The organism is Enterobacter sp. Lyrl_3 (assembly GCF_051948675.1).
GTDB classification, from domain to species: domain Bacteria; phylum Pseudomonadota; class Gammaproteobacteria; order Enterobacterales; family Enterobacteriaceae; genus Enterobacter; species Enterobacter cloacae.
The window spans coordinates 464,100-486,808 of record NZ_JAYJLI010000002.1 but is presented as its reverse complement, the minus strand read 5'-3'; the positions used below and the strand labels follow the sequence as shown (position 1 = coordinate 486,808).

Genomic DNA, 22,709 nt, shown 5'->3' with positions numbered 1-22,709 from the left:
CGCCAGTATGTCAGGGTGAAATAGCGGAAACCAGCAGAAAAAACTGATAATGGCGGCGGGAGAGGCCCCGCCGCAGGGAATATTATGCCCCAGGTTCGAGCATGCCGCTCGCGCTGCGCTTCTGGCTGAATTGCCACCACAGCGCAAGGAGCGTCATAAAGCCGACCACGCCGAGCATGACCCAGGGCAGTTCCGGCTGGCTTAGGGCTTTTCCGGCATCGAACAGCCAGCCGCCGCCGGCGTAACCCAATGCACCGCCAAAGGCCAGCCCCAGGCGGCTGAACCCCATATAGCTGCCGCGAGCGCGCGCGTCGGCAAGCGAGGCGCTCAGCGTTTCACGAGCTGGTTCGGCAATAATGGAGCCGATATAGAAGGTGCAAATCAGCGTAAACAGTTGCTGGAGCGAGTTCACCAGCCCGATGGGCATCATGCTGAGCGTCATCAATAACAGCCCTGCCATCAGGCGATGCTCCAGGCGAAAACGCCGTTCGCTCCAGCGGGCGATCGGGTAGAGCAGGGTCAGAGAGAGGCAGGCTTCTATGGCGTACATCCATTTTACGGCGGCCGGGGTGCCCGCAATGTCGTTTACCATGATCGGCAGCATCAGCATGACCTGAACGGCCAGCATGTAATACCCCGTAAGGGTCAGCACGTACGTAACAAAGCGTTTGTCTCGCAGCACGCGGCCAAGACCTTCGCGTACCGGGGCTTTGACCGTCGACAGTTTCCATGCCGGCAGAAACAGGGCATTAAAGAGCGCACACAGAATAAAGAGCAGCGCACCCGCCGCGCAGACCAGACGAAAGTCGTACTGCAACAGCCAGCTTCCCAGCAGGGCGCCAATTACCGCCCCGGCACTGTCCTGCATCATCAAAATTGAGAAGAAGCGTCCCCGGTGCTGCGGACGAATGAGTTTAACCACCAGCGCGGTGCGCGGCGGGTCAAACAGGGTGCCACCGATACCGGAGAGGAAGCAGGAAAACCACAGCAGCCACGGCTCCTGGGCAATTGCCATGGTGGCGAAGCCTGCCGCGCGTAGCAGCATGCCCGTCACGATCATCGGTTTGGCACCAAAGCGGTCGGCGATGGCACCACCAAACACGCCCAGACCCTGCTGGACAAACTGGCGTAACCCGAGCGCGATACCGACCATCAGTGCCGCCCAGCCCATTTGATCGACAAAGCGGATCGAGATGAGGGGAAACACAACGAAAAAGCCGAGCACGACCAGCATGTTATCGACTAGCAGGAAATATTTACCCAGGCTCCTGGCCTGTGATACGCGGGACATTTTCCCTCCAGGGAAAACAGGATGGTGAGCACGCTAATATTCTGCGGTGTCGCCACGTTTTTTCCCACCCCCGCGCGTGACAATATTTTTTTATCAAAAGAGCGCTTTGATAGAGAGTTCTCATCGAAAAATGTGAAAAGAGGTCAAAATGGTATGTCACTGTTTTCACAGACGGCACAGGCGCAGGTATAGTAAAGCTAATGGGTAAGCAGAAGTGACGGGAAGGAGTGGTATCGATGTTTGGCTATCGCAGTAATGTGCCAAAAGTGCGTCTGACAACGGACAGGCTGGTTGTTCGTCTGGTGCACGAGCGTGATGCCTGGCGTCTGGCGGATTATTACGCCGAGAATCGCCAGTTTTTAAAACCCTGGGAACCCGTTCGGGATGAGAGCCACTGCTACCCTTCCGGCTGGCAGGCGCGCCTCAGCATGATTGCAGAATTCCACAAGCAGGGAAGCGCGTTCTATTTCGCGCTGCTGGATCCGGAGGAAAAAGAGATCATCGGTATTGCCAACTTTTCCAACGTGGTGCGCGGATCGTTTCACGCCTGCTACCTCGGCTACTCCATCGGCCAGAAATGGCAAGGACAGGGGCTGATGTATGAGGCGCTAACGGTGGCGATCCGTTATATGCAGCGCACGCAACATATCCATCGCATTATGGCGAACTACATGCCACACAATCAGCGCAGCGGTAATTTGCTCGCGCGGTTGGGGTTTGAGAAAGAGGGGTACGCCAAAGATTATCTGCTAATAGACGGAGAGTGGCGCGACCACGTACTGACAGCATTAACCACCCGGGACTGGACGGCAGGCCGCTAAGGAGAAGAGATGAAATATCAGTTAAGCGCAACAGAAGCGCGTGTGATTGGCTGCCTGCTGGAAAAACAGGTCACCACGCCGGAACAGTATCCGCTCTCCGTCAATGCCGTGACGATGGCGTGTAACCAGAAAACCAACCGTGAGCCGGTGATGAATCTCGGCGAACATGAGGTGCAGGATATTCTCGATGAACTGGTTAAACGCCATTACCTGCGCACGGTCAGCGGTTTCGGTAACCGCGTGACCAAGTACGAGCAGCGGTTTTGCAATTCTGAGTTCGGCGATCTGAAGCTGAGTGCCGCCGAGGTGGCGGTGATCACCACGCTGTTACTGCGCGGCGCGCAAACACCCGGTGAACTGCGCACCCGGGCCTCCCGCATGCATGAGTTCGCCGATATGCAGGAGGTTGAGCAGACCCTGGATGGGCTTGCCACCCGCGAGGATGGCCCTTACGTGGTACGTCTGGCGCGTGAGCCGGGGAAACGTGAAAGCCGCTATATGCACCTGTTTAGCGGTGAGGTTGATACGTCAACGGTGTTAGCAGATTCGGCTGCCCCCGCCGCGCATGACAGCCTCGCAGCACGCGTAGAGGCGCTGGAGGAAGAGGTGGCCGGGCTGAAACAACGCCTGGATGCATTGCTGGCACATTTAGGAGACTGACGGTGAAAAAATTACGCGTTGGCGTGGTAGGGCTGGGCGGTATTGCGCAAAAGGCCTGGCTGCCTGTTCTGGGGGCCGCGACGGACTGGACGCTGCAAGGGGCGTGGTCACCTACCCGCGAGAAGGCCGAGCGGATCTGCGAAACCTGGCGCATGCCGTATGCGGCATCGCTTCAGGATCTGGCGCGCGACTGCGATGCGGTCTTTGTGCACACCTCTACCGCCACCCATTATCAGGTGGTCAGCGAATTACTGAATGCCGGGGTCCACGTTTGTGTGGATAAACCCCTGGCGGAAAACATTCAGGATGCCGAACGGCTGATTGAACTCGCTGCACGCAAAAAACTGACGCTGATGGTGGGTTTCAACCGCCGTTTTGCGCCGCTTTACCAGCAGTTGAAGGCCCGGTCTGGTGGGCTCGCGTCCCTGAGAATGGACAAGCATCGTACCGACAGCGTTGGACCGAACGATCTGCGCTTTACCCTTCTGGATGATTACCTGCACGTAGTAGATACGGTGCTCTGGCTAACCAACGGGCAAGCCCAGCTTAAAAGCGGCACCCTGTTGACCAACGATCAGGGCCAGATGGTTTACGCTGAGCACCATTTTGCTCTTGAGCATCTGCAGGTCACCACCAGCATGCATCGCCGGGCCGGCAGTCACCGGGAATCTGTGCAGGCGGTCACGGATGGTGCCCTGTATGACATTACCGACATGCGCGAATGGCGCGAAGAGAAAGGCAGCGGCGTGGTCACGCTACCGGCGCCTGGCTGGCAAAGCACCCTCGAGCAGCGCGGCTTTGACGGATGCGCCCGCCACTTTATCACCTGTGTGCAAAATCAGACGGTTCCGGAAACATCCGGTGAGCAGGCCATCATGGCACAACGCATTGTGGAGCGGCTCTGGCGAGAGGCCATGAGCGAATAATTCTCTGTAACATCTGCCGATAGTAATTCCCTTAAATCCGGGTAGACTAAGCGCCGTTTGTTGGTTTCAATGGGTGGCGCTTTCGCTTACCCGTCCTGGAAATCCGTAGGGTTGTGGGAATTCTCATTAATGAACTTATTAAAATCGCTGGCGGCAGTCAGCTCGATGACCATGTTTTCCCGCGTGCTGGGTTTTGCGCGCGATGCGATTGTGGCAAGAGTATTTGGTGCAGGGATGGCAACGGACGCCTTTTTCGTCGCGTTCAAATTGCCGAATTTATTGCGTCGCATTTTTGCCGAGGGGGCATTTTCCCAGGCATTCGTTCCTATCCTGGCGGAATATAAAAGCAAGCAGGGTGAAGACGCCACGCGCGTGTTTGTCGCTTACGTTTCAGGCCTCCTGACGCTGGCCCTGGCGATCGTAACGGTACTCGGGATGCTGGCTGCGCCCTGGGTGATTATGGTGACGGCACCCGGCTTTGCGGACTCGGCAGATAAATTTGCCCTGACCACTCAACTGCTGCGTATTACCTTTCCTTATATCCTGCTGATCTCCCTGGCCTCGCTGGTGGGGGCAATCCTCAATACCTGGAACCGTTTTTCCGTTCCGGCCTTTGCGCCAACTTTCCTTAACATCAGCATGATTGGCTTTGCGCTGTTCGCCGCGCCCCATTTCAACCCGCCGGTGCTGGCGCTGGCCTGGGCGGTGACGGCAGGTGGCGTGTTGCAACTGGCGTATCAGCTGCCGCATCTGAAGAAAATCGGCATGCTGGTTCTGCCGCGAATTAATTTCCGTGACGCCGGTGCGATGCGCGTGATTAAGCAGATGGGGCCTGCCATTCTCGGGGTTTCGGTTAGCCAGATCTCGCTTATCATCAACACTATCTTCGCCTCTTTCCTCAAATCCGGTTCCGTTTCGTGGATGTATTACGCGGACCGTTTGATGGAGTTTCCCTCCGGGGTGTTGGGGGTGGCGCTGGGGACTATTCTCCTGCCGTCGCTGTCGAAAAGTTTTGCCAGCGGAAACCATGACGAATATTGCCGTCTGATGGACTGGGGGCTGCGTCTCTGCTTCCTGCTGGCGCTGCCGAGTGCGGTAGCGCTGGGGATCCTCGCGCAGCCCCTGACCGTTTCCCTGTTCCAGTACGGCAAATTCACCGCTTTTGACGCGTCGATGACGCAGCAGGCGCTGATTGCCTATTCGGTGGGGCTGATGGGGCTGATCGTCGTTAAAGTGCTGGCACCAGGCTTCTACTCGCGCCAGGACATCAAAACGCCGGTGAAAATTGCCATTGTGACGCTGATTATGACTCAGCTGATGAACCTGGCCTTTATTGGCCCGCTGAAGCACGCCGGTCTGGCCTTGTCTATTGGTCTTGCGGCCTGTCTCAACGCCGGGCTGTTGTACTGGCAGTTGCGTAAGCAGGATATCTTCACGCCGCAGCCGGGCTGGAAAAGCTTCTTTGTGCGTCTGATCGTTGCGGTGCTGGTTATGGCAGCGGCGTTGCTTGGCATGCTGCATGTCATGCCGGAATGGTCGCAGGGCACCATGCTTTACCGTCTGATGCGGCTGATGGCCGTTGTGGGTGTTGGGGTTGTGGCCTACTTTGCGACGCTCGCGGTGCTGGGCTTCAAAGTGAAAGAGTTTGCCCGCCGTACCGCATAAACGCCAAAAGGGGAGTTCACCTTAGGGTGCTCCCCGCTGCCTGATTTGTCGCCTGGGCTTCAAATCGAAATCTTTTTCCCGCCCGTGACACGTGCCGTTGATGTTTGACCATCCGCACCGTACAGCCCGGGCTCTTTATGCGGCTTTAACACCTCAAGCGCTTGCTGATTACGCTCAATCTGGCCTTCCAGCAGCCAGCCGTTGTGCTGATTGAGATGGCGCAGATGCTGGGTTTTTTCTGTAATGGTCTGCCAGCGTTCTACAATATCGTCATTCGCACTGCGCTTAGGATCTTGCTCAGCGCGACGCTGTTGTTCCAGATAATCCAGCGTCGCCAGAAGCGAACTTTTATCTTCCGTAATACGCTGCAACGCGCTGCCGTTGATCTGACCGGAAGAGAGGTGCTGTTGCTCCGCGTCCATGACCGTTTTCAGGTCGTTCAGGACAACCGTCATTTGATCCAGTATTTCTGACAGTCGACTCATACGGTTAGTTACTCTGTAAGAAACTCTGTGCTTCCTGAATCAGGGCGTCAGCAATTTTGCTGGTATCCATCTTCAGCTCACCATTACGAATAGCCGTTTTCAGCGCTTCCACGCGTTCCATATTGATATCGCTGCTGCCTGGCTGCATCAGTTTTGCCTGAGCATCGCTCAGGGTGACGCTGGTGCTGTTGGACGTTGACGGTTTTTCCACACGCGTTTTCTGCGGCGTGGCGTCATTCGTTTCGCGAGGCTGTACAGCGCTTACCGGCTTCAGGGCTGATGTACGATCAATGCTCATAGTGTTGTCCTCATCGAGGGTTCGCGGCGTTGGCGCCTGACATCATCATTAGTTGATTATTTATCGGCAGTCGCAGCGATTTCTTTAAAAAGATTATAGGTTAATCAGAATATTCCCATCAGAATCGACGGTTCCGCTAACCACCTGGCCTGAGGACATCCTGACGCGGGCATTTTGCGCCACCGCGGCATTGTTTAATGCCTTCCCTTCACTGTTTATCTGAAAACCATCGCCGTTGGCCACCACCATCACCTGCTGACCCGCTTTAACCCGCCATGCCTGACGCAGCATGGAGAGCTGTATCGGCTGGCCTGGCGCGACATCACGCAGGCTGACGGCATCCTGTGCCTGGTTAATGTCAAGCATGGTGCGCGGCGGAAGCTGATCCAGACGACCGCGTTTCAGAGTCACGCTACTGGCGTGCAACATGCTGCCGCGAGCAATGGGAACGGCGGCCACAACATAATTGCCCGTCGCCTGTACCGCAACCTGTAAATAGCGTTTTTCTCCCGGACAGCGCGCCAGCACGTTCACGTTCCCCCACAGTTTTGTGGTGCCCGTTACGCTGAACGACGGCTGCTCACAGGAGGGATAGAGATTAGGTGGCGTGCGCACGGTGACGTTGACTTCGTCGCTAAAGCCCGCCAGTTGCTGAGCAAAGAAAGCCGTCAGTTGATCCTGTACTTCAGCCTGTACCAGGGGGCTGAAAAGCAGGGCCGTAGCCACCAGGCCGCGTTTTAACGTTTGCATCGCACATTCCACCGTTACCCGAATTGAGAGGATTCTACCTGCAGTGGTTTTGCATCAACGGAATAAATAGCGACGCATTTTGCGCTTATTCCGTCGATAGGGGTGACGGGGTGAGATTTAAGCTGTGAACTGAAATTTTGCCATCAGCGGAGGAGACATGCTCGATAAACTCGACGCCGCGTTACGTTTTCAGCAGGAAGCGCTCAATTTACGCGCCCAGCGGCAGGAGATTTTAGCCGCCAATATTGCCAACGCCGATACGCCAGGGTATCAGGCGCGCGATATTGATTTTTCCAGTGAGCTTAAAAAAGTGATGGAGCGTGGACGTGCAGAAGGGAGCGGTGTCGCGCTCGCTCTGACCTCCTCACGCCATATTCCTGCTCAGGCGATGACGGCGCCCACGACCGATTTACTTTATCGCATTCCCGACCAGCCTTCACTCGACGGTAACACCGTGGATATGGACCGGGAGCGTACGCAGTTTGCCGATAACAGCCTGAAATACCAGATGGGCCTGACCGTACTCGGCGGACAGATCAAAGGCATGATGAACGTCCTGCAGGGGGGCAACGGATAAATGGCCTTGCTGAATATTTTCGATATCGCCGGCTCGGCGTTAACCGCGCAGTCCAAGCGCCTGAACGTGGCTGCCAGTAACCTGGCGAACGCCGACAGCGTGACCGGACCTGACGGACAGCCTTATCGTGCAAAGCAGGTGGTGTTCCAGGTGGATGCTGCACCAGGCGCGGCGACGGGCGGGGTGAAAGTCTCTGACGTGGTGGAAAGCCAGGCACCGGACAAGCTGGTGTATGAGCCCGGCAACCCGCTGGCGGATGCGAACGGCTACGTGAAAATGCCAAACGTGGATGTGGTGGGGGAGATGGTGAACTCCATGTCCGCCTCACGTAGCTACCAGGCAAACGTCGAAGTGCTTAATACCGTGAAGAGCATGATGCTCAAAACCCTCACTCTCGGCCAGTAAAGGAGACATGCATGTCCATCGCCGTTAATGTGAATGATCCAACGAACTCGGGCGTCAGTGGCGCCAAAAGTTCGACGGGTTCCAGCTCCCTGACGGGAAGTAACGCCTCCGATCTGCAAAGCAGCTTTCTGACGCTGCTGGTGGCACAGCTGAAGAACCAGGATCCCACCAACCCCATGCAGAACAACGAACTGACCACGCAGCTTGCGCAGATCAGTACCGTCAGCGGCATTGAGAAACTCAATACCACCCTCGGCTCTGTTTCCGGGCAAATTGATAACAGCCAGTCCCTGCAGGCTGCGAGCCTGATTGGTCACGGGGTGATGATCCCGGGCACCACGATCCTGGCGGGCACCAGCACCACCGAAGGCAACACGACCACCACCACCACGCCGTTTGGCGTTGAGCTGCAGCAGGCGGCCGACAAAGTCACCGCGACGATCACCGACGCTACCGGTGCCGTGGTTCGCACGATTGATATCGGCGAACTGAAGGCGGGCGTTCATACCTTTACCTGGGATGGCAGCCTGGCCGACGGCACCAAAGCGCCAAACGGTTCTTACAAAGTGGCAATCAGTGCCAGCAATGGCTCTACCCAGCTGGTGGCTCAGCCGCTGCAGTTTGCGCTGGTCCAGGGCGTCATTAAAGGTAGCGATGGCAACAAACTGGATTTGGGTACTTCTGGTACCACCACACTCGACGAAGTTCGGCAGATTATCTAAGCCTTAACACTTATCAGGAGTAAGTCATGGCCTTTTCTCAAGCGGTCAGCGGCCTGAATGCTGCGGCCACCAACCTGGACGTCATTGGCAACAACATCGCCAACTCCGCGACCTATGGTTTTAAATCCGGTTCTGCTTCATTTGCAGATATGTTTGCCGGTTCCAAAGTGGGTCTGGGCGTAAAAGTTGCAGGCATTACCCAGGACTTTACCGACGGCACCACCACCAATACCGGTCGTGGCCTGGACGTTGCCATCAGCCAGAACGGTTTCTTCCGTATGGTCGATGCTAACGGCTCGGTGTTCTACAGCCGTAACGGCCAGTTCAAGCTGGACGAAAACCGTAACCTGGTGAACATGCAGGGGATGCAATTAACCGGTTATCCGGTTGCCGGGACGCCATCAACGGTTCAGACCGGTGCGAACCCACAGCCTATTAATATCCCGACCACGCTGATGGCCGCGAAGGCCACCACCACGGCTTCCCAGCAGATTAACCTCAACTCCACCGATACCGCACCGACCACCGCCTTTGATCCGGCCAACCCGGATACTTACAACAAAAAAGGTACGGTCACCGTCTTTGACAGCCAGGGTAATGCGCACAACATGAACCTGTTTTACGTCAAAGATGCGACCCCGGCTAACTCCTGGAAAGTGTATGCCCAGGACGGTAGCGTGGCAGGCAGCACGGCCTCTCTCGCCACGACGCTGACCTTCAACAACAACGGTACGCTGATCGGCGGTGGCAACATCAACCTGACTACTGCGACCATTCCTGGTGCCACGCCTGCGACCTTCGCCATGAGTTTTGCGAACTCCATGCAGCAGAACACCGGTGCGAACAACATCGTTGGAACCAGCCAGAATGGTTTTAAACCGGGCGACCTGGTGAGCTACCAGATCAACGACGACGGCACCGTGGTCGGTAACTACTCCAACGAACAGACCCAGGTTCTGGGCCAGATCGTGCTGGCAAACTTCGCCAACAACGAAGGTCTGAAGTCTGAAGGTGACAACGTCTGGTCTGCCACGCAGTCCTCCGGCGTCGCGCTGCTGGGTACCGCGGGTTCCGGTAACTTCGGTACGCTGACCAACGGTGCGCTGGAAGCCTCTAACGTCGACCTGAGTAAAGAGCTGGTGAACATGATTGTCGCGCAACGTAACTATCAGTCGAACGCGCAGACCATCAAGACCCAGGATCAGATCCTCAACACGCTGGTTAACCTGCGTTAAGCGGCTAACAGGAAAGCGCAATGGATCACGCAATATATACCGCGATGGGCGCGGCAAGTCAGACGCTCAATCAGCAGGCCGTTACCGCCAGCAACCTGGCGAACGCCTCTACGCCGGGGTTCCGCGCACAGCTCAATGCGCTGCGTGCGGTGCCGGTAGAAGGGTTGTCCCTGCCGACGCGTACGCTGGTGACCGCCTCCACGCCGGGTGCAGACATGACGCCAGGGCAGATGGATTACACCGCCCGTCCGCTGGACGTTGCTCTGCAGCAGGACGGCTGGCTGGCCGTGCAAACGGCAGACGGCGGCGAAGGCTATACCCGCAACGGTAATATCCAGGTCAGTGCCACGGGCCAGTTGACGATTCAGGGGCACCCGGTAATGGGTGAAGCGGGTCCGTTGACGGTGCCGGAAGGCTCAGAGCTGACCATCGCCGCAGACGGTACCATCTCCGCGTTGAACCCAGGCGACCCGGCCAATACCGTTGCGCCCGTCGGGCGTCTGAAGCTGGTCAAAGCGGATGGCAAAGAGGTGCAGCGTGGTGATGACGGTATGTTCCGTCTGACCCAGGCGGCTCAGGCCACCCGTGGCGCCACGCTTCAGGCCGACCCGACCATTCGAGTGATGTCCGGTGTTCTGGAAGGCAGCAACGTCAAGCCGGTCGAAGCCATGACCGACATGATCGCCAGCGCCCGTCGTTTTGAAATGCAGATGAAGATTATCAGCAGCGTTGATGAAAACGCGGGCAAAGCTAACCAACTTCTGGCTATGAGTTAACAGGACTCCCTATGATCAGTTCTTTATGGATCGCGAAAACTGGCCTGGACGCGCAGCAAACCAATATGGATGTGATTGCCAACAACCTGGCAAACGTCAGCACCAATGGTTTCAAGCGTCAGCGTGCCGTTTTCGAAGATTTGCTTTACCAAACCATTCGTCAGCCGGGTGCGCAGTCCTCTGAGCAAACCACGCTGCCGTCAGGTTTGCAGATCGGTACCGGTGTTCGTCCGGTCGCCACCGAGCGTCTGCACAGCCAGGGCAACCTGTCTCAGACCAACAACAGCAAAGACGTCGCCATTAAAGGCCAGGGTTTCTTCCAGGTGCAGTTGCCTGACGGGACCTCTGCCTATACCCGTGACGGCTCGTTCCAGGTCGATCAGAACGGCCAGCTGGTCACGGCCGGTGGTTTCCAGGTTCAGCCTGCTATCACGATCCCGGCGAATGCCCTGAGCATCACCATCGGGCGTGACGGCGTGGTGAGCGTCACCCAGCAGGGACAGGCCGCGCCTGTTCAGGTGGGGCAGCTCAACCTGACCACCTTCATGAACGATACCGGTCTGGAAAGCATTGGCGAGAACCTCTACACCGAAACGCAATCCTCCGGTACGCCGAATGAGAGCACCCCGGGCCTGAACGGGGCAGGGCTGCTGTATCAGGGTTATGTGGAAACCTCGAACGTGAACGTGGCGGAAGAGCTGGTGAATATGATCCAGGTCCAGCGCGCGTATGAAATTAACAGTAAAGCAGTGTCGACGACCGACCAGATGCTGCAGAAACTGACGCAACTCTAAGGCGCAGCCCGGTGCGGTGAATGCCGCACCGGCTCCCTGTTTTCGAAGATGAAGGCAATGCAAAAAAACGCGGCGTTTCGTTATCCGATTCTGACTGTTCTGGCCGTCACCCTTAGCGGATGTGCCTGGATCCCGTCTAAACCATTGGTCCAGGGTGCGACGACCGCCCAACCCGTTCCTGGCCCTGCGCCAGTGGTGAACGGCTCCATTTTCCAGACCGCGCAACCGATCAACTATGGTTATCAGCCGCTGTTTGAAGACCGTCGCCCGCGTAACGTCGGCGATACCCTGACCATTGTGCTGCAGGAGAACGTCAGCGCGAGCAAGAGCTCGTCGGCGAATGCCAGCCGCGATGGCAAAACCAATTTTGGCTTCGATACCGTACCGCGCTATCTGCAGGGACTCTTCGGCAATGCACGTGCGGATGTTGAGGCGTCTGGCGGCAATACCTTTAACGGTAAAGGTGGCGCGAACGCCAGCAATACCTTCAGCGGCACGCTGACGGTAACGGTTGACCAGGTGCTGGTTAACGGCAATTTACATGTGGTGGGTGAAAAACAGATCGCCATTAACCAGGGCACTGAGTTCATTCGCTTCTCCGGTGTGGTTAACCCTCGCACCATCAGCGGCACCAACACCGTTCCGTCCACCCAGGTGGCGGATGCGCGCATTGAATACGTCGGTAACGGCTATATCAACGAAGCGCAAAATATGGGTTGGCTGCAGCGCTTCTTCCTTAATTTATCGCCGATGTAAGCGAGGTGACCCATGTTTAAATCGATCTTCGCCGTGGCGCTGATGCTGGTGGCAACATTTGCCCAGGCTGACCGCATTCGCGATCTCACCAGCGTTCAGGGCGTGCGTGAAAACTCCCTCATTGGCTATGGTCTGGTGGTTGGCCTGGATGGCACGGGTGACCAGACCACCCAGACGCCATTCACCACCCAGAGCTTGAACAACATGCTGTCCCAGCTCGGTATCACCGTACCGGCGGGCACCAACATGCAGTTGAAAAACGTGGCGGCGGTCATGGTAACCGCTTCCTACCCGGCGTTTGCGCGTCAGGGGCAGACCATCGATGTGGTGGTTTCCTCCATGGGTAACGCCAAAAGCCTGCGCGGCGGTACGCTGCTGATGACTCCGCTGAAAGGGGTGGATAGCCAGGTTTATGCTCTGGCGCAGGGTAACATTCTGGTAGGCGGCGCGGGAGCCTCTGCAGGCGGCAGCAGCGTGCAGGTCAACCAGCTGAACGGCGGGCGTATCACTAACGGTGCAATCATTGAGCGTGAACTGCCGACCCAGTTCGGCGCGGGGAATACCATCAACCTGCAGCTGAACAACGAAGATTTCACCATGGCGCAGCAGATCGCCGACACCATCAACCGCAGCCGCGGCTATGGCAGTGCGACGGCGCTGGACGCCCGTACCGTGCAGATCCGCACCTCAACGGGCGGCAGCAACCAGGTGCGCATGCTGGCCGATATCCAGAACATGGAAGTGAATGTCCCTGTTCAGGATGCCAAAGTGATCATCAACTCCCGTACCGGTTCGGTGGTGATGAACCGTGAAGTGTCGTTGGACAGTTGCGCCGTGGCGCAGGGTAACCTCTCGGTAACGGTCAACCGCTCCGCCAACGTCAGCCAGCCGGATACCCCGTTTGGTGGTGGGCAGACGGTGGTAACGCCGCAAACCCAGATCGATTTGCGTCAGAGTGGGGGCTCGCTGCAGAGCGTACGCTCCAGTGCCAACCTCAACAGCGTGGTGCGTGCCCTGAATGCCCTGGGTGCAACGCCGATGGATCTGATGTCTATTCTGCAATCCATGCAAAGTGCGGGCTGTCTGCGCGCCAAACTGGAAATCATCTGATGCTGACCGATAGCAAACTGTTGACCAGCGCGGCCTGGGATGCCCAGTCGCTTAACGAACTGAAAACCCAGGCAGGCAAAGACCCGGCGGCGAATATCCGCCCGGTCGCCCGCCAGGTGGAGGGGATGTTTGTACAGATGATGCTGAAGAGCATGCGTGAAACTCTGCCTAAAGACGGCATGTTCAGCAGTGATTCAACGCGCCTGTATACCAGCATGTATGACCAACAGATTGCGCAGCAGATGACCGCCGGTAAAGGGCTCGGTCTGGCTGACATGATAGTCAAACAGACCGAAGCCGCGCAGGGGATCCAGCCGAAGGATGAGCCGCAGCAGGTGCCGATGAAGTTCGACCTGCAAACGGTGACCAGCTATCAGAACCAGGCGCTGACGCAAATGGTGCGTAAAGCGATACCGAAGGCGACGGTGAGCAGCGATGAGCCGCTCTCCGGCGACAGCAAAGACTTCCTGGCACAGCTTTCGCTGCCAGCCCGTCTTGCCAGTGAACAGAGTGGGGTGCCACATCACCTGATTCTGGCCCAGGCCGCGCTGGAATCGGGCTGGGGTCAGCGCCAGATCCGTAAGGAAAACGGCGAGCCGAGCTTCAACATCTTTGGCGTGAAGGCGAATGCCAGCTGGAAGGGGCCGACAACGGAGATCACCACCACCGAATATGAAAACGGAGCGGCTGTGAAGATCAAAGCAAAATTCCGCGTTTACAGCTCTTATCTGGAAGCGTTGTCCGATTATGTAGGCCTGTTGAGCCGCAACCCGCGTTATGCCGCCGTTACGCAGGCGGCTACGCCTGAGCAGGGTGCGCAGGCCCTGCAAAATGCGGGCTATGCCACCGATCCGAACTATGCGCGTAAGCTCACCAGCATGATTCAGCAGCTTAAATCGATGGGCGAGAAAGTCAGCAAAGCCTATAGCACAGATATCGAAAATCTGTTCTGAAATTTCTCAAGTCCCGGTGGAGGCTGCCGATAACTTTCATCAGGACTCGTGTCTGAACGAATAAAAGGAACCTCCATGTCCAGTTTGATTAACAGCGCCATGAGTGGCCTCAGTGCTGCTCAGGCGGCACTCAATACCGTCAGTAATAACATTTCAAGCTATAACGTGGCAGGTTACACCCGCCAGACGACCGTGCTGGGTGCGTCTAACAGCACGCTGACCGGCGGTGGCTGGGTGGGCAACGGGGTGTATGTGTCTGGTGTGCAGCGTGAATATGATGCTTTCATCACCAACCAACTGCGCGCCGCGCAAACGCAGAGTAGCGGTCTGACGACGCGCTATCAGCAGATGTCAAAAATTGACGATGTGCTCTCTGATTCCACCAACTCACTTTCGACGACGCTTCAGGATTTCTTTAAAAGCCTGCAAACGCTGGTGAGCAACGCGGAGGACCCGGCCGCAAGACAGACGGTGCTGGGAAAAGCGGATGGTCTGGTCAATCAGTTTAAAACGAACGACCAGTATCTTCGCGATCAGGATTCTCAGGTTAATACCGCCATCGCTTCAAGCGTTGAGCAGATCAACAACTACGCAAAACAGATTGCGAATCTGAACGATCAGATTTCACGTCTTACCGGCGTAGGGGCAGGTTCATCGCCAAATGACCTGCTGGATCAGCGCGATCAGCTGGTGAGTGAGCTGAACCAAATTGTGGGTGTTGAAGTGGCTGTTCAGGACGGTGGCACCTATAACGTCTCCTTTGGCAACGGTTACAGCCTGGTGCAGGGGAGCAAAGCAAACCAGTTAGCTGCGGTGAAATCCAGCGCCGATCCGACCCGGACGACTATCGCCTACAGCGATGAGGTGTCCGGCAACGTCGAAATTCCCGAGAAAATGATCACCACCGGTTCTCTGGGGGGCTTGTTTACGTTCCGCTCAGAAGATCTGGATAAAGCGCGCAACAACCTCAATCAGCTGGCACTGGCCTTTGCGGACGCGATGAATAAGCAGCATGAAGCCGGGTTTGATGCCAATGGCGATGCCGGTGGCAAGCTGTTCGACTTTGGTTCGCCAGCCGTGGTAACCAACAGTCGCAATACCGGTACGGCCGCAATGACGGCCACTGTGGCAGACAGCACCAAAGTGCAGGCAACCGATTATAAGCTGCAGTTTAACGGCACCGACTGGACTATTACCCGTTCGGATAAAACCAGCTTCACCATGGCCCCGGACGCAAGTGGCAATCTCTCCTTTGATGGCCTGAGCGTCAACGTGACCGGTAGCGCGAACGCCAAAGACAGTTTCATCGTCAAGCCTGTTTCTGATGTCATCGTCAATATGGAGCTCAAGTTCAAAGATGAGTCCAAACTGGCTATGGCATCCGCAAGCAACGGCGGCGAGAGCGACAACCGCAATGGCCAAAAACTGCTCGATCTGCAAAACAGTAAGGTTGTTGGCGGCAATAAGACTTTCAACGATGCCTATGCTTCCCTTGTCAGTACGGTCGGCAGCTCAACCGCCGCGCTGAAAACCAGCAGCGAAACGAAAGCGAATGTGGCGACGCAACTGACTAAGCAGCAGCAGTCCATCTCTGGGGTAAACCTCGACGAAGAGTATGGCAACCTGCAGCGCTATCAGCAGTATTACCTTGCCAATGCGCAGGTTTTACAAACTGCCAGCACGCTTTTTGATGCAATTATCAATATTCGCTAAGGCTGAGGTGAAAAATGCGTATTAGCACCCAGATGATGTACGACCAGAACATGCGGGGAATCACCGATTCCCAGAGTAAGTGGCTGAGCTACGGTGAACAAATGTCCACCGGTAAGCGTGTTAACCGTCCGTCGGACGATCCTATTGCGGCGTCGCAGGCGGTTGTGTTGTCACAATCTCAATCCCAGAATAGCCAGTTTGCCCTGGCGAGAACATTCGCCACGCAAAAAGTCTCTCTGGAAGATAACGTGCTGAGCCAGGTTAACGCGGCAATTACCAGTGCGAAAGAGAAACTCGTTAACGCAGGAAATGGCACGTTAAGTGATGACGATCGTCTGTCACTGGCGAGTGACTTGCAGGGTATCCGCGATCAGCTGATGAACCTGGCAAACTCAGCGGATGGTAATGGTCGGTATATTTTTGCTGGCTATAAGACCGAAGCTCCACCGTTTGATTCCGTTACCGGTGATTACAACGGGGGAACACAGGCCATCTCTCAGCAGGTTGATACCGCCCGTAATATGGTGATTAGCCACACTGGTCAGCAGATCTTCGAAAGTATTACCAGTAACGCCAAAGAATTGCCTGGCGGCGGTTATGGCGAGACGAATATGTTCAAGATCCTCGACTCGGCCATTTCCGCGCTGAAGGTTCCTGTTGATAACGACTCTGCGGCGGCGGAAGTGCAGAACAAAGCGATTTCTGACGCACAGATCGGCATCACCAATACCCAGAACAATGTCCTTACCGTCGTGGCGGATGTGGGTACCAAGATGAACGAACTGGAAAAACTCGATAACCTGGGCGATGACCGTGCGCTGGGGCAGACTCAGCAGATGAGCGATTTGGTGGATGTTGACTGGAACAGTGCCATTTCTTCTTACATTATGCAGCAGGCTGCCTTGCAGGCGTCCTATAAAGCGTTTAGCGATATGCAGGGTATGTCGCTGTTCCAGTTGAACAAATAACATCTTTACCTCTTAGAACATGTCTTGAAACTGGGCATGTTTTGACTGCCCAATCCGTCTGGATTGGGCATTTTTTTAGGCGATGTCTGCCTGCACGGCGCTGACGCGAGCGCTCTCAATCAGGCGAATGACCAGCGCAATGACGCCGCATACCGTCGCAAGCGCGACCACCCCGGTCCATCCCGCCAGCGTATAGATATTACTGCCCAGCGCAGAGCCCAGTGCCATGCCGATGAAGATTACCGTAAAGAGCAGGGCGTTCAGGCGTCCACGGGCCTGCGGCTCAAGGCTATACACCAGATTCTGATGCGCCACCAGGCTTGATTGCAGACCCAGATCGAACCCGACGGCGGAGAGGGCAATCAGGATGAGCTGTCCATGAAGGCCCAGCGCGGGCATCAGGAACATCAGGGCAAATGAGACGGTCACGAGAAGCGCACCGAGTTGCGTGACTTTTCCGGCACCCAGCTTATCGGCCAGACCTCCCGCCAGCGGGGCGGCTAACGCACCTGCAGCACCTGCAATACCAAATCCCCCCGCGACCGCACTTCCTAAGTGATAACGTTCCAGCAGCATCACCGCCAGCGTGGACCAGAAGGCGCTAAAGGCAATCGACAGAAAACCCTGAGCCAGCGCCGCGCGACGCAGAGCCGGATAACGACGCCACAGGTGTTCCATAGAACGCAGCAGCGCCGGATAGCTCAGGGTGGAGTGGATGGCAAACCGCGGGAGTACGGCCCACATAACAACGCCGATAAACGCAATGCTTGCGGAAGCCAGCTGGTACATGACGCGCCAGCCAAAAGCCTCACCTACCACGCCGCTGACGGTTCGGGAGAGCAGAATACCCAGCAACAGACCGGTCATCACCGTACCGACGGTTTTCCCCTGTTTGCCTTCCGGCGCAAGGATTGCAGCGGCAGGGACGATATCCTGCGCCATGGTGGCGGCCATGCCAATAAGCAGACTTGCCAGCAGCAGGGAGTGGATTTGTCCGGTCAGGCTACAGCCAAGCAGAAATAGCGCCAGGGCTGCACTTTTTATCAGGATCAGTGTTCTGCGGTCGTGGCGGTCGCCGAGCGGCAGCAGGAACAGGATCCCCAGAGCATATCCCGCCTGGGTAAGCGTCGGGACCATGCCCATTCCTTCGATACTCAGGTGCAGGTCAGCGCCCATCAGCGGCAGAAGAGGCTGAGCATAATAGATGGATGCCACACTGAAGCCCGCACCGAGCGCCAGCATCAAGATGACCCAGCGGCTTACGGCATGGGCGGCGGATGTTGTGTTCATAAGATGTTCCTCATTCATCGTGTGTGGCTATTTTTTATCAGCACGCCTTGCAGCGGTAGCGGGCCCGGTGGTAAAACGCTTATACGTTTAGCGTATAGGCAAAAAGATGATTAAAAGAGTTGAACGTATAGACAGAGTGGAGCTAATGCGGACGTTTGTTCGTATTGTTGAGGCCGGGTCCCTCTCTGCGGCGGCACGGCAGCTGGCAACCACCCAGGCCACGGTGAGCCGACGGTTGCAGTCGCTTGAGACGATGCTCGGTGTGCGCCTGATATTGCGCACTACTCACACGACGCGTCTGACGGATGACGGCGAGCGCTGCTATCAGCACGCCCGTCGGGTGATTGACAGCTGGCTGGCACTGGAAGATGAGGTAGGGCAGACAGAAGACGAACCGGTAGGCGTCCTGCGGGTACGCGCCCCGCACGCGTTTGGTCAGGATCAGCTCCTGAAACCGTTAACCGAATTTCTGCAGTGTTATCCGCAGCTTTCTATTGAGTGGATGCTCAACGACCGGTCGGCTGACTTCCTCGGCGACAACCTTGACTGTGCGATTCGGGTGGGCGTCGAGGTTGACCCGGCGACCGTGTCCGTGCTGCTGGCTGAGGTGCCGCGCTCAGTGGTGGCTTCTCCGGCATTGCTGGCCCGTTTTCCGGCGGTTAACACCCCGGAAGATTTGCAGCAGCTTCCCTGGATAGCCATCAGCTCTTTCTACCAGCGCCATGTGGAGCTTTTTCACGATGCCTCGCCAGCCACCGCGCGCGTGGCGATTACTCCCCGCCTCAGTACCGACAGTCTGTATGTCGCACGTAATACGGCTCTCACCGGGCTTGGCGTGGCGGTGGTATCAAGCTGGACAGTGCAGGAGGATATTCGGGAAGGGCGGCTGGTGCATTTACTTCCCGAGTGGCAGCCGGCGGCGTTACCGGTGCATCTGGTTTACCCCTGGTCCCGTTACTATCCGGCGCGCTTGCGGCGTTTTCTGGAGTTGATGCGGCAGATCATGCCGGAGGTCACTGGAATGAGAAAGCCGCTACAGCAGCCATAAAAAAGCCGACCCGAAGGTCGGCTTTCACACTTAGCGTGCGTTATTCAACTGACTGCGGACGGGTTGCTGGTGCAGTAGCCTTGTGCGTAGCACTGTGACCACCGGCAGCACCTTTACCTTCGAAGTTGAACTCCGGGCGAACCCAGTCGCTGTGACGCGGTGCTTCAGGCACATACTCAGGCGCAGGGGCGCGAGTCATCGGTGCTGTGGCAACGTGCGCAGGCGCGACGGCAACCTTCACCGGCTCGGGTTTCACTTCCGGCGCTTTCGCTTCTTCAACAACAGGTTCAACCTGAATCTCAACGTCCTGCACAACCTCTTCGGTCGTGGTTTCAACGATGGTTTCAGCGGTTTCTTCCACTGCGGCTACAGGTTCAGCCTCTTCAGCGACTTCTTCAGCCACCACGGCATCTTCTTCGGCAATAAGCTGCGGCGCGGCATCAACCGGCGCGGCAATCACTTCTGGATGGGTGGTTTCGACGTCCACAGCGTGAGGTGCTTCAGTTTCAACAACCTGTGGTTCAACCACGGTTGCCGCTTCCGTTACAACCTCTTCTACCGCTGCTGCTGGTGCTGGTGCAATCACCTCTTCGGTCACTGCCTGTTCTTCAACAGCCTGTTCCGGGCGAGCAACAGGGTAGCGGATCCAGACTTTACCGGATGCCATTTCAGGTGACGCGCACGCCACGGTCATTGGCATTGGGGACTGCGTTGGGTAACGCTCGTCACGGTAGCGACGACGACGCTGACCGCTCACGCGCAGATGACGCGGAGAGCGGCGCGAGCGACGCGGCATACCCGCGTTGTCACGGTTTTCACCGTTTTCATCCTGCTCTATCTGATTTTCCACGACGGCCGGGAGGTCAACTTTCGCAACCTGCGTGCCCGTTGTGGTTTCTGTCACTTCGGCTGCGACAGCTGCGGTTTCTTCTGCCTGAACAGCACCGACGCGCACTTTCTGAGTCAGCTGGCGCTGCTTACGACGTGGCATAACCTGAGTACGTTCTTCCTGCTCGGTCTCCTGCTGCTCAGCAGGCTCTTCGCGATTCAGGTTTTTAACGTCCTGCTGCGCCTGGCGTTTTTCGTCGTTACGGCGACGGTTACGCTCACGGCGAGGCTGCTGCTCGTCGCGCTGTTTGCTCTTCTCGGACTCATCGCCCGCCTGCTGGCGAATTTCACGATCTTCAACGTTCTGCTGTTGTTTCTCGCGACGGTTGCGACGGTTGTCTTCGCGTTGCTCACGGCCTTCATTGTTGTCCGAACGGTTGTCACGACGCTCGTTACGGTCGCTGCGGTCATTACGATCGCGGCGGTTGTTCTGACGCTTACGACGGTCCTGCTGACGCTCAGGTTTAGCCGCTTTAGGTTCTTCTTTCGGCTGCTCTGGCTGAACTTCTTCACCTGCGAACATTTTCTTCAGCGCGCCAAAGAAACGGCTCAGCAGACCCGGTTGTGCTGGCTCGGCTTTTGCCGCCACTGCCGGTTTTTGTGCCGCAGGTTTAGCCGCTGGTTTTTCCAGGGCACTTTCTGGCGGAGCTTCCGGCATGATGAAGGTCGCTAACGCAGGCTGTTCTGGCAGTTTACGCTCGGCTGGCTCTTCATCAGATGGCAGCGCCATCTCTTCTTCATGCAACTTCGGCAGCAGGTAGCTGAGTGTGCTGGTCTCTTCGCCTTTACGGACACGCAGCACGTGATAGTGCGGCGTTTCCATCTGGTCGTTTGGCACGATGATGCAGCGAACGCCGCCCTGGCGCGCTTCAATGGCACTCACCGCGGCACGTTTTTCGTTCAGCAGGTAGGAGGCAATTGGCACCGGAACAATGGCGTGAACCTCTTTAGTGTTCTCTTTCAGCGCTTCTTCTTCAATCAAACGCAGAATGGAGAGAGACAGAGATTCGTTATCACGAACGGTCCCGGTACCGGAGCAGCGCGGGCAAACGTGATGGCTGGATTCGCCCAGAGACGGGCTCAGGCGCTGACGGGACATCTCCAGCAGGCCGAAGCGCGAAATATGGCTAATCTGGATACGCGCACGATCCTGGCGCACCGCTTCGCGCAGACGGTTTTCAACCGCACGCTGGTGACGAACAGGGGTCATGTCGATAAAGTCGATAACAATCAGACCACCCAGGTCGCGCAGGCGGAGCTGGCGGGCGATTTCATCAGCGGCTTCAAGGTTGGTGTTGAAGGCGGTCTCTTCGATATCGCCGCCGCGCGTCGCACGTGCGGAGTTGATGTCGATAGCGGTCAGCGCTTCTGTGGTATCGATAACGATAGAACCGCCGGATGGCAGACGCACTTCACGCTGGAAGGCGGACTCAATCTGGGATTCAATCTGATAGTGGCTGAAAAGCGGGATTTCACCGGTGTACAGTTTGATTTTGCTGGTGAAGTCCGGACGACCCAGTGCGGCGATGTGCTGGCGAGCCAGCTCAAGCACTTTCGGGTTGTCGATGAGAATTTCACCGATATCCTGACGCAGATAGTCGCGGAAGGCACGTACAATAACGTTACTTTCCTGGTGGATCAGGAACGGAGCAGGGCGGCTTTCTGCTGCTTTCTGGATAGCTTCCCAGTGCTTCAGACGGAAGCTTAAGTCCCACTGCAGCGCTTCGGCAGATTTGCCCACACCGGCGGTACGCACGATAAGACCCATGCCATCCGGCAGTTCAAGACTGGCCAGCGCTTCTTTCAGTTCGGTACGGTCATCGCCTTCGATACGGCGAGAGATACCACCCGCACGCGGGTTGTTTGGCATCAGTACCAGATAACTTCCTGCCAGGCTGATAAAGGTTGTCAGTGCGGCACCTTTGTTGCCGCGCTCTTCTTTATCAATCTGAACAATCACTTCCTGACCTTCACGCAGAACATCTTTGATATTCGGACGGCCATGAGCGTTGTAGTTAGCAGGGAAATATTCGCGGGCGATTTCTTTCAGAGGGAGGAAACCATGACGCTCAGCACCGTAATCGACAAATGCAGCCTCAAGGCTTGGTTCAATGCGGGTGATTTTACCTTTGTAAATGTTCGCTTTTTTCTGTTCGTGTCCAGGACTTTCGATATCCAGATCGTACAGGCGCTGCCCATCCACAAGGGCGACACGCAACTCTTCTTGCTGAGTTGCGTTGATTAACATTCTTTTCATCGTAACTTACTCGTTATTCTTACATTGACGACAAAGCTGCGGGCAAGGTGACGCTTTCCGGGGTATGAACCGATGGCCTCGTGTCTATTCACGTCGCCAACCTCACGGTTGTCGCTCGCTTAAGAGGCGCAGAGTGTCGGTTGCCTGTGTTTCATACGGAAACACAGCGCAATTATCAGGGGAATTGCCTGGGTAGAACTCTCCAGAGAACAATCCTTATACCGGGAAGTACTGCAACCCGCAGCCCGCTAACTGCCTGAAAGATCAATACGTCTTACGCCATTGCTGCGTGGATGATCGGTCAGACAAAATTGGTCATTC

General features: G+C 56.6%; 22 protein-coding genes. 16 read left to right on the top strand and 6 right to left on the bottom strand.

From position 1 onward, the window contains the following. Nucleotides 1-82 precede the first annotated feature (82 nt). The gene (mdtH, locus tag VF709_RS07545; protein ID WP_023620180.1) at nucleotides 83-1,291 is read right to left on the bottom strand and encodes a multidrug efflux MFS transporter MdtH; all 1,209 of its coding nucleotides are present in this window, start codon (nucleotides 1,289-1,291) and stop codon (nucleotides 83-85) included. 236 nt (nucleotides 1,292-1,527) lie between these two features. On the opposite strand from mdtH, the gene rimJ reads away from it, so the two are divergent. The 4 genes from rimJ to murJ all read left to right on the top strand — a co-directional run bounded on the left by rimJ (nucleotide 1,528) and on the right by murJ (nucleotide 5,363). Next, nucleotides 1,528-2,112, top strand: coding sequence for a ribosomal protein S5-alanine N-acetyltransferase (gene rimJ / locus VF709_RS07540; protein ID WP_013097146.1), 585 nt, complete (start codon nucleotides 1,528-1,530; stop codon nucleotides 2,110-2,112). Between the two features lie 9 nt (nucleotides 2,113-2,121). Further along, complete coding sequence (locus VF709_RS07535) at nucleotides 2,122-2,772, top strand: YceH family protein (protein ID WP_013097145.1); 651 nt, start codon at nucleotides 2,122-2,124, stop codon at nucleotides 2,770-2,772. A gap of 2 nt (nucleotides 2,773-2,774) precedes the next feature. Continuing rightward, nucleotides 2,775-3,698 carry a Gfo/Idh/MocA family protein gene (locus tag VF709_RS07530; protein WP_149896486.1) on the top strand — a complete coding sequence of 308 codons (924 nt, stop codon included), beginning with the start codon at nucleotides 2,775-2,777 and terminating at the stop codon, nucleotides 3,696-3,698. Nucleotides 3,699-3,827: 129 nt separating this feature from the next. Next, entirely contained in the window at nucleotides 3,828-5,363 is a 1,536-nt protein-coding gene (murJ, locus tag VF709_RS07525) for a murein biosynthesis integral membrane protein MurJ (protein WP_023620179.1), read from the top strand. 59 nt (nucleotides 5,364-5,422) lie between these two features. Here the strand turns inward: murJ and flgN are convergent, their stop codons facing one another. From flgN to flgA, 3 genes are all read right to left on the bottom strand, one after another. After that, nucleotides 5,423-5,848: a flagella biosynthesis chaperone FlgN gene (gene flgN, locus VF709_RS07520; RefSeq protein WP_028027944.1), complete on the bottom strand. Its 426-nt coding sequence runs from the start codon at nucleotides 5,846-5,848 to the stop codon at nucleotides 5,423-5,425. Nucleotides 5,849-5,852: 4 nt separating this feature from the next. Beyond that, the gene (flgM, locus tag VF709_RS07515; RefSeq protein ID WP_013097141.1) at nucleotides 5,853-6,146 is read right to left on the bottom strand and encodes a flagellar biosynthesis anti-sigma factor FlgM; all 294 of its coding nucleotides are present in this window, start codon (nucleotides 6,144-6,146) and stop codon (nucleotides 5,853-5,855) included. A 93-nt stretch (nucleotides 6,147-6,239) separates the two neighbouring features. Next, nucleotides 6,240-6,896, bottom strand: a complete 657-nt coding sequence (gene flgA, locus VF709_RS07510) for a flagellar basal body P-ring formation chaperone FlgA (RefSeq protein WP_013097140.1) — start codon at nucleotides 6,894-6,896, stop codon at nucleotides 6,240-6,242. A gap of 157 nt (nucleotides 6,897-7,053) precedes the next feature. On the opposite strand from flgA, the gene flgB reads away from it, so the two are divergent. The 11 genes from flgB to flgL all read left to right on the top strand — a co-directional run bounded on the left by flgB (nucleotide 7,054) and on the right by flgL (nucleotide 16,905). Then, nucleotides 7,054-7,473, top strand: a complete 420-nt coding sequence (flgB, locus tag VF709_RS07505; RefSeq protein WP_013097139.1) for a flagellar basal body rod protein FlgB — start codon at nucleotides 7,054-7,056, stop codon at nucleotides 7,471-7,473. Further along, nucleotides 7,474-7,878 (top strand): flagellar basal body rod protein FlgC, encoded by a 405-nt coding sequence (flgC, locus tag VF709_RS07500; protein ID WP_013097138.1) that lies wholly within the window; start codon nucleotides 7,474-7,476, stop codon nucleotides 7,876-7,878. A gap of 11 nt (nucleotides 7,879-7,889) precedes the next feature. Next, on the top strand, nucleotides 7,890-8,600 hold the full coding sequence (gene flgD, locus VF709_RS07495; protein ID WP_013097137.1) for a flagellar hook assembly protein FlgD: 711 nt from the start codon (nucleotides 7,890-7,892) through the stop codon (nucleotides 8,598-8,600). A gap of 26 nt (nucleotides 8,601-8,626) precedes the next feature. Further along, complete coding sequence (gene flgE / locus VF709_RS07490; RefSeq protein WP_013097136.1) at nucleotides 8,627-9,835, top strand: flagellar hook protein FlgE; 1,209 nt, start codon at nucleotides 8,627-8,629, stop codon at nucleotides 9,833-9,835. Nucleotides 9,836-9,855: 20 nt separating this feature from the next. Continuing rightward, a complete protein-coding gene (locus VF709_RS07485; protein ID WP_013097135.1) occupies nucleotides 9,856-10,611 on the top strand; it encodes a flagellar basal body rod protein FlgF in 756 nt (251 codons plus the stop codon). Between the two features lie 11 nt (nucleotides 10,612-10,622). Next, entirely contained in the window at nucleotides 10,623-11,405 is a 783-nt protein-coding gene (gene flgG, locus VF709_RS07480) for a flagellar basal-body rod protein FlgG (protein WP_008500810.1), read from the top strand. A gap of 57 nt (nucleotides 11,406-11,462) precedes the next feature. Then, nucleotides 11,463-12,161 carry a flagellar basal body L-ring protein FlgH gene (gene flgH, locus VF709_RS07475; RefSeq protein WP_003857987.1) on the top strand — a complete coding sequence of 233 codons (699 nt, stop codon included), beginning with the start codon at nucleotides 11,463-11,465 and terminating at the stop codon, nucleotides 12,159-12,161. 12 nt (nucleotides 12,162-12,173) lie between these two features. Continuing rightward, nucleotides 12,174-13,271 carry a flagellar basal body P-ring protein FlgI gene (locus tag VF709_RS07470; RefSeq protein ID WP_013097134.1) on the top strand — a complete coding sequence of 366 codons (1,098 nt, stop codon included), beginning with the start codon at nucleotides 12,174-12,176 and terminating at the stop codon, nucleotides 13,269-13,271. Next, entirely contained in the window at nucleotides 13,271-14,224 is a 954-nt protein-coding gene (gene flgJ / locus VF709_RS07465) for a flagellar assembly peptidoglycan hydrolase FlgJ (RefSeq protein ID WP_020689612.1), read from the top strand. The genes VF709_RS07470 and flgJ overlap by 1 nt, the downstream gene beginning before the upstream one ends. Before the next feature lie 75 nt (nucleotides 14,225-14,299). Beyond that, nucleotides 14,300-15,937 carry a flagellar hook-associated protein FlgK gene (flgK, locus tag VF709_RS07460; RefSeq protein WP_062934265.1) on the top strand — a complete coding sequence of 546 codons (1,638 nt, stop codon included), beginning with the start codon at nucleotides 14,300-14,302 and terminating at the stop codon, nucleotides 15,935-15,937. Between the two features lie 14 nt (nucleotides 15,938-15,951). Next, nucleotides 15,952-16,905 carry a flagellar hook-associated protein FlgL gene (gene flgL, locus VF709_RS07455; protein WP_013097131.1) on the top strand — a complete coding sequence of 318 codons (954 nt, stop codon included), beginning with the start codon at nucleotides 15,952-15,954 and terminating at the stop codon, nucleotides 16,903-16,905. A 75-nt stretch (nucleotides 16,906-16,980) separates the two neighbouring features. Here flgL and VF709_RS07450 read toward each other — a convergent pair whose 3' ends face one another. Beyond that, nucleotides 16,981-18,195, bottom strand: coding sequence for an MFS transporter (locus VF709_RS07450; protein WP_095427228.1), 1,215 nt, complete (start codon nucleotides 18,193-18,195; stop codon nucleotides 16,981-16,983). Nucleotides 18,196-18,340: 145 nt separating this feature from the next. Between VF709_RS07450 and VF709_RS07445 the strand changes: the two genes are divergently transcribed. Continuing rightward, complete coding sequence (locus VF709_RS07445; RefSeq protein ID WP_095427227.1) at nucleotides 18,341-19,243, top strand: LysR family transcriptional regulator; 903 nt, start codon at nucleotides 18,341-18,343, stop codon at nucleotides 19,241-19,243. A gap of 40 nt (nucleotides 19,244-19,283) precedes the next feature. On the opposite strand, the gene rne is transcribed toward VF709_RS07445, so the two are convergent. Next, nucleotides 19,284-22,388 carry a ribonuclease E gene (gene rne / locus VF709_RS07440; protein ID WP_038419103.1) on the bottom strand — a complete coding sequence of 1,035 codons (3,105 nt, stop codon included), beginning with the start codon at nucleotides 22,386-22,388 and terminating at the stop codon, nucleotides 19,284-19,286. Nucleotides 22,389-22,709 lie beyond the last annotated feature (321 nt).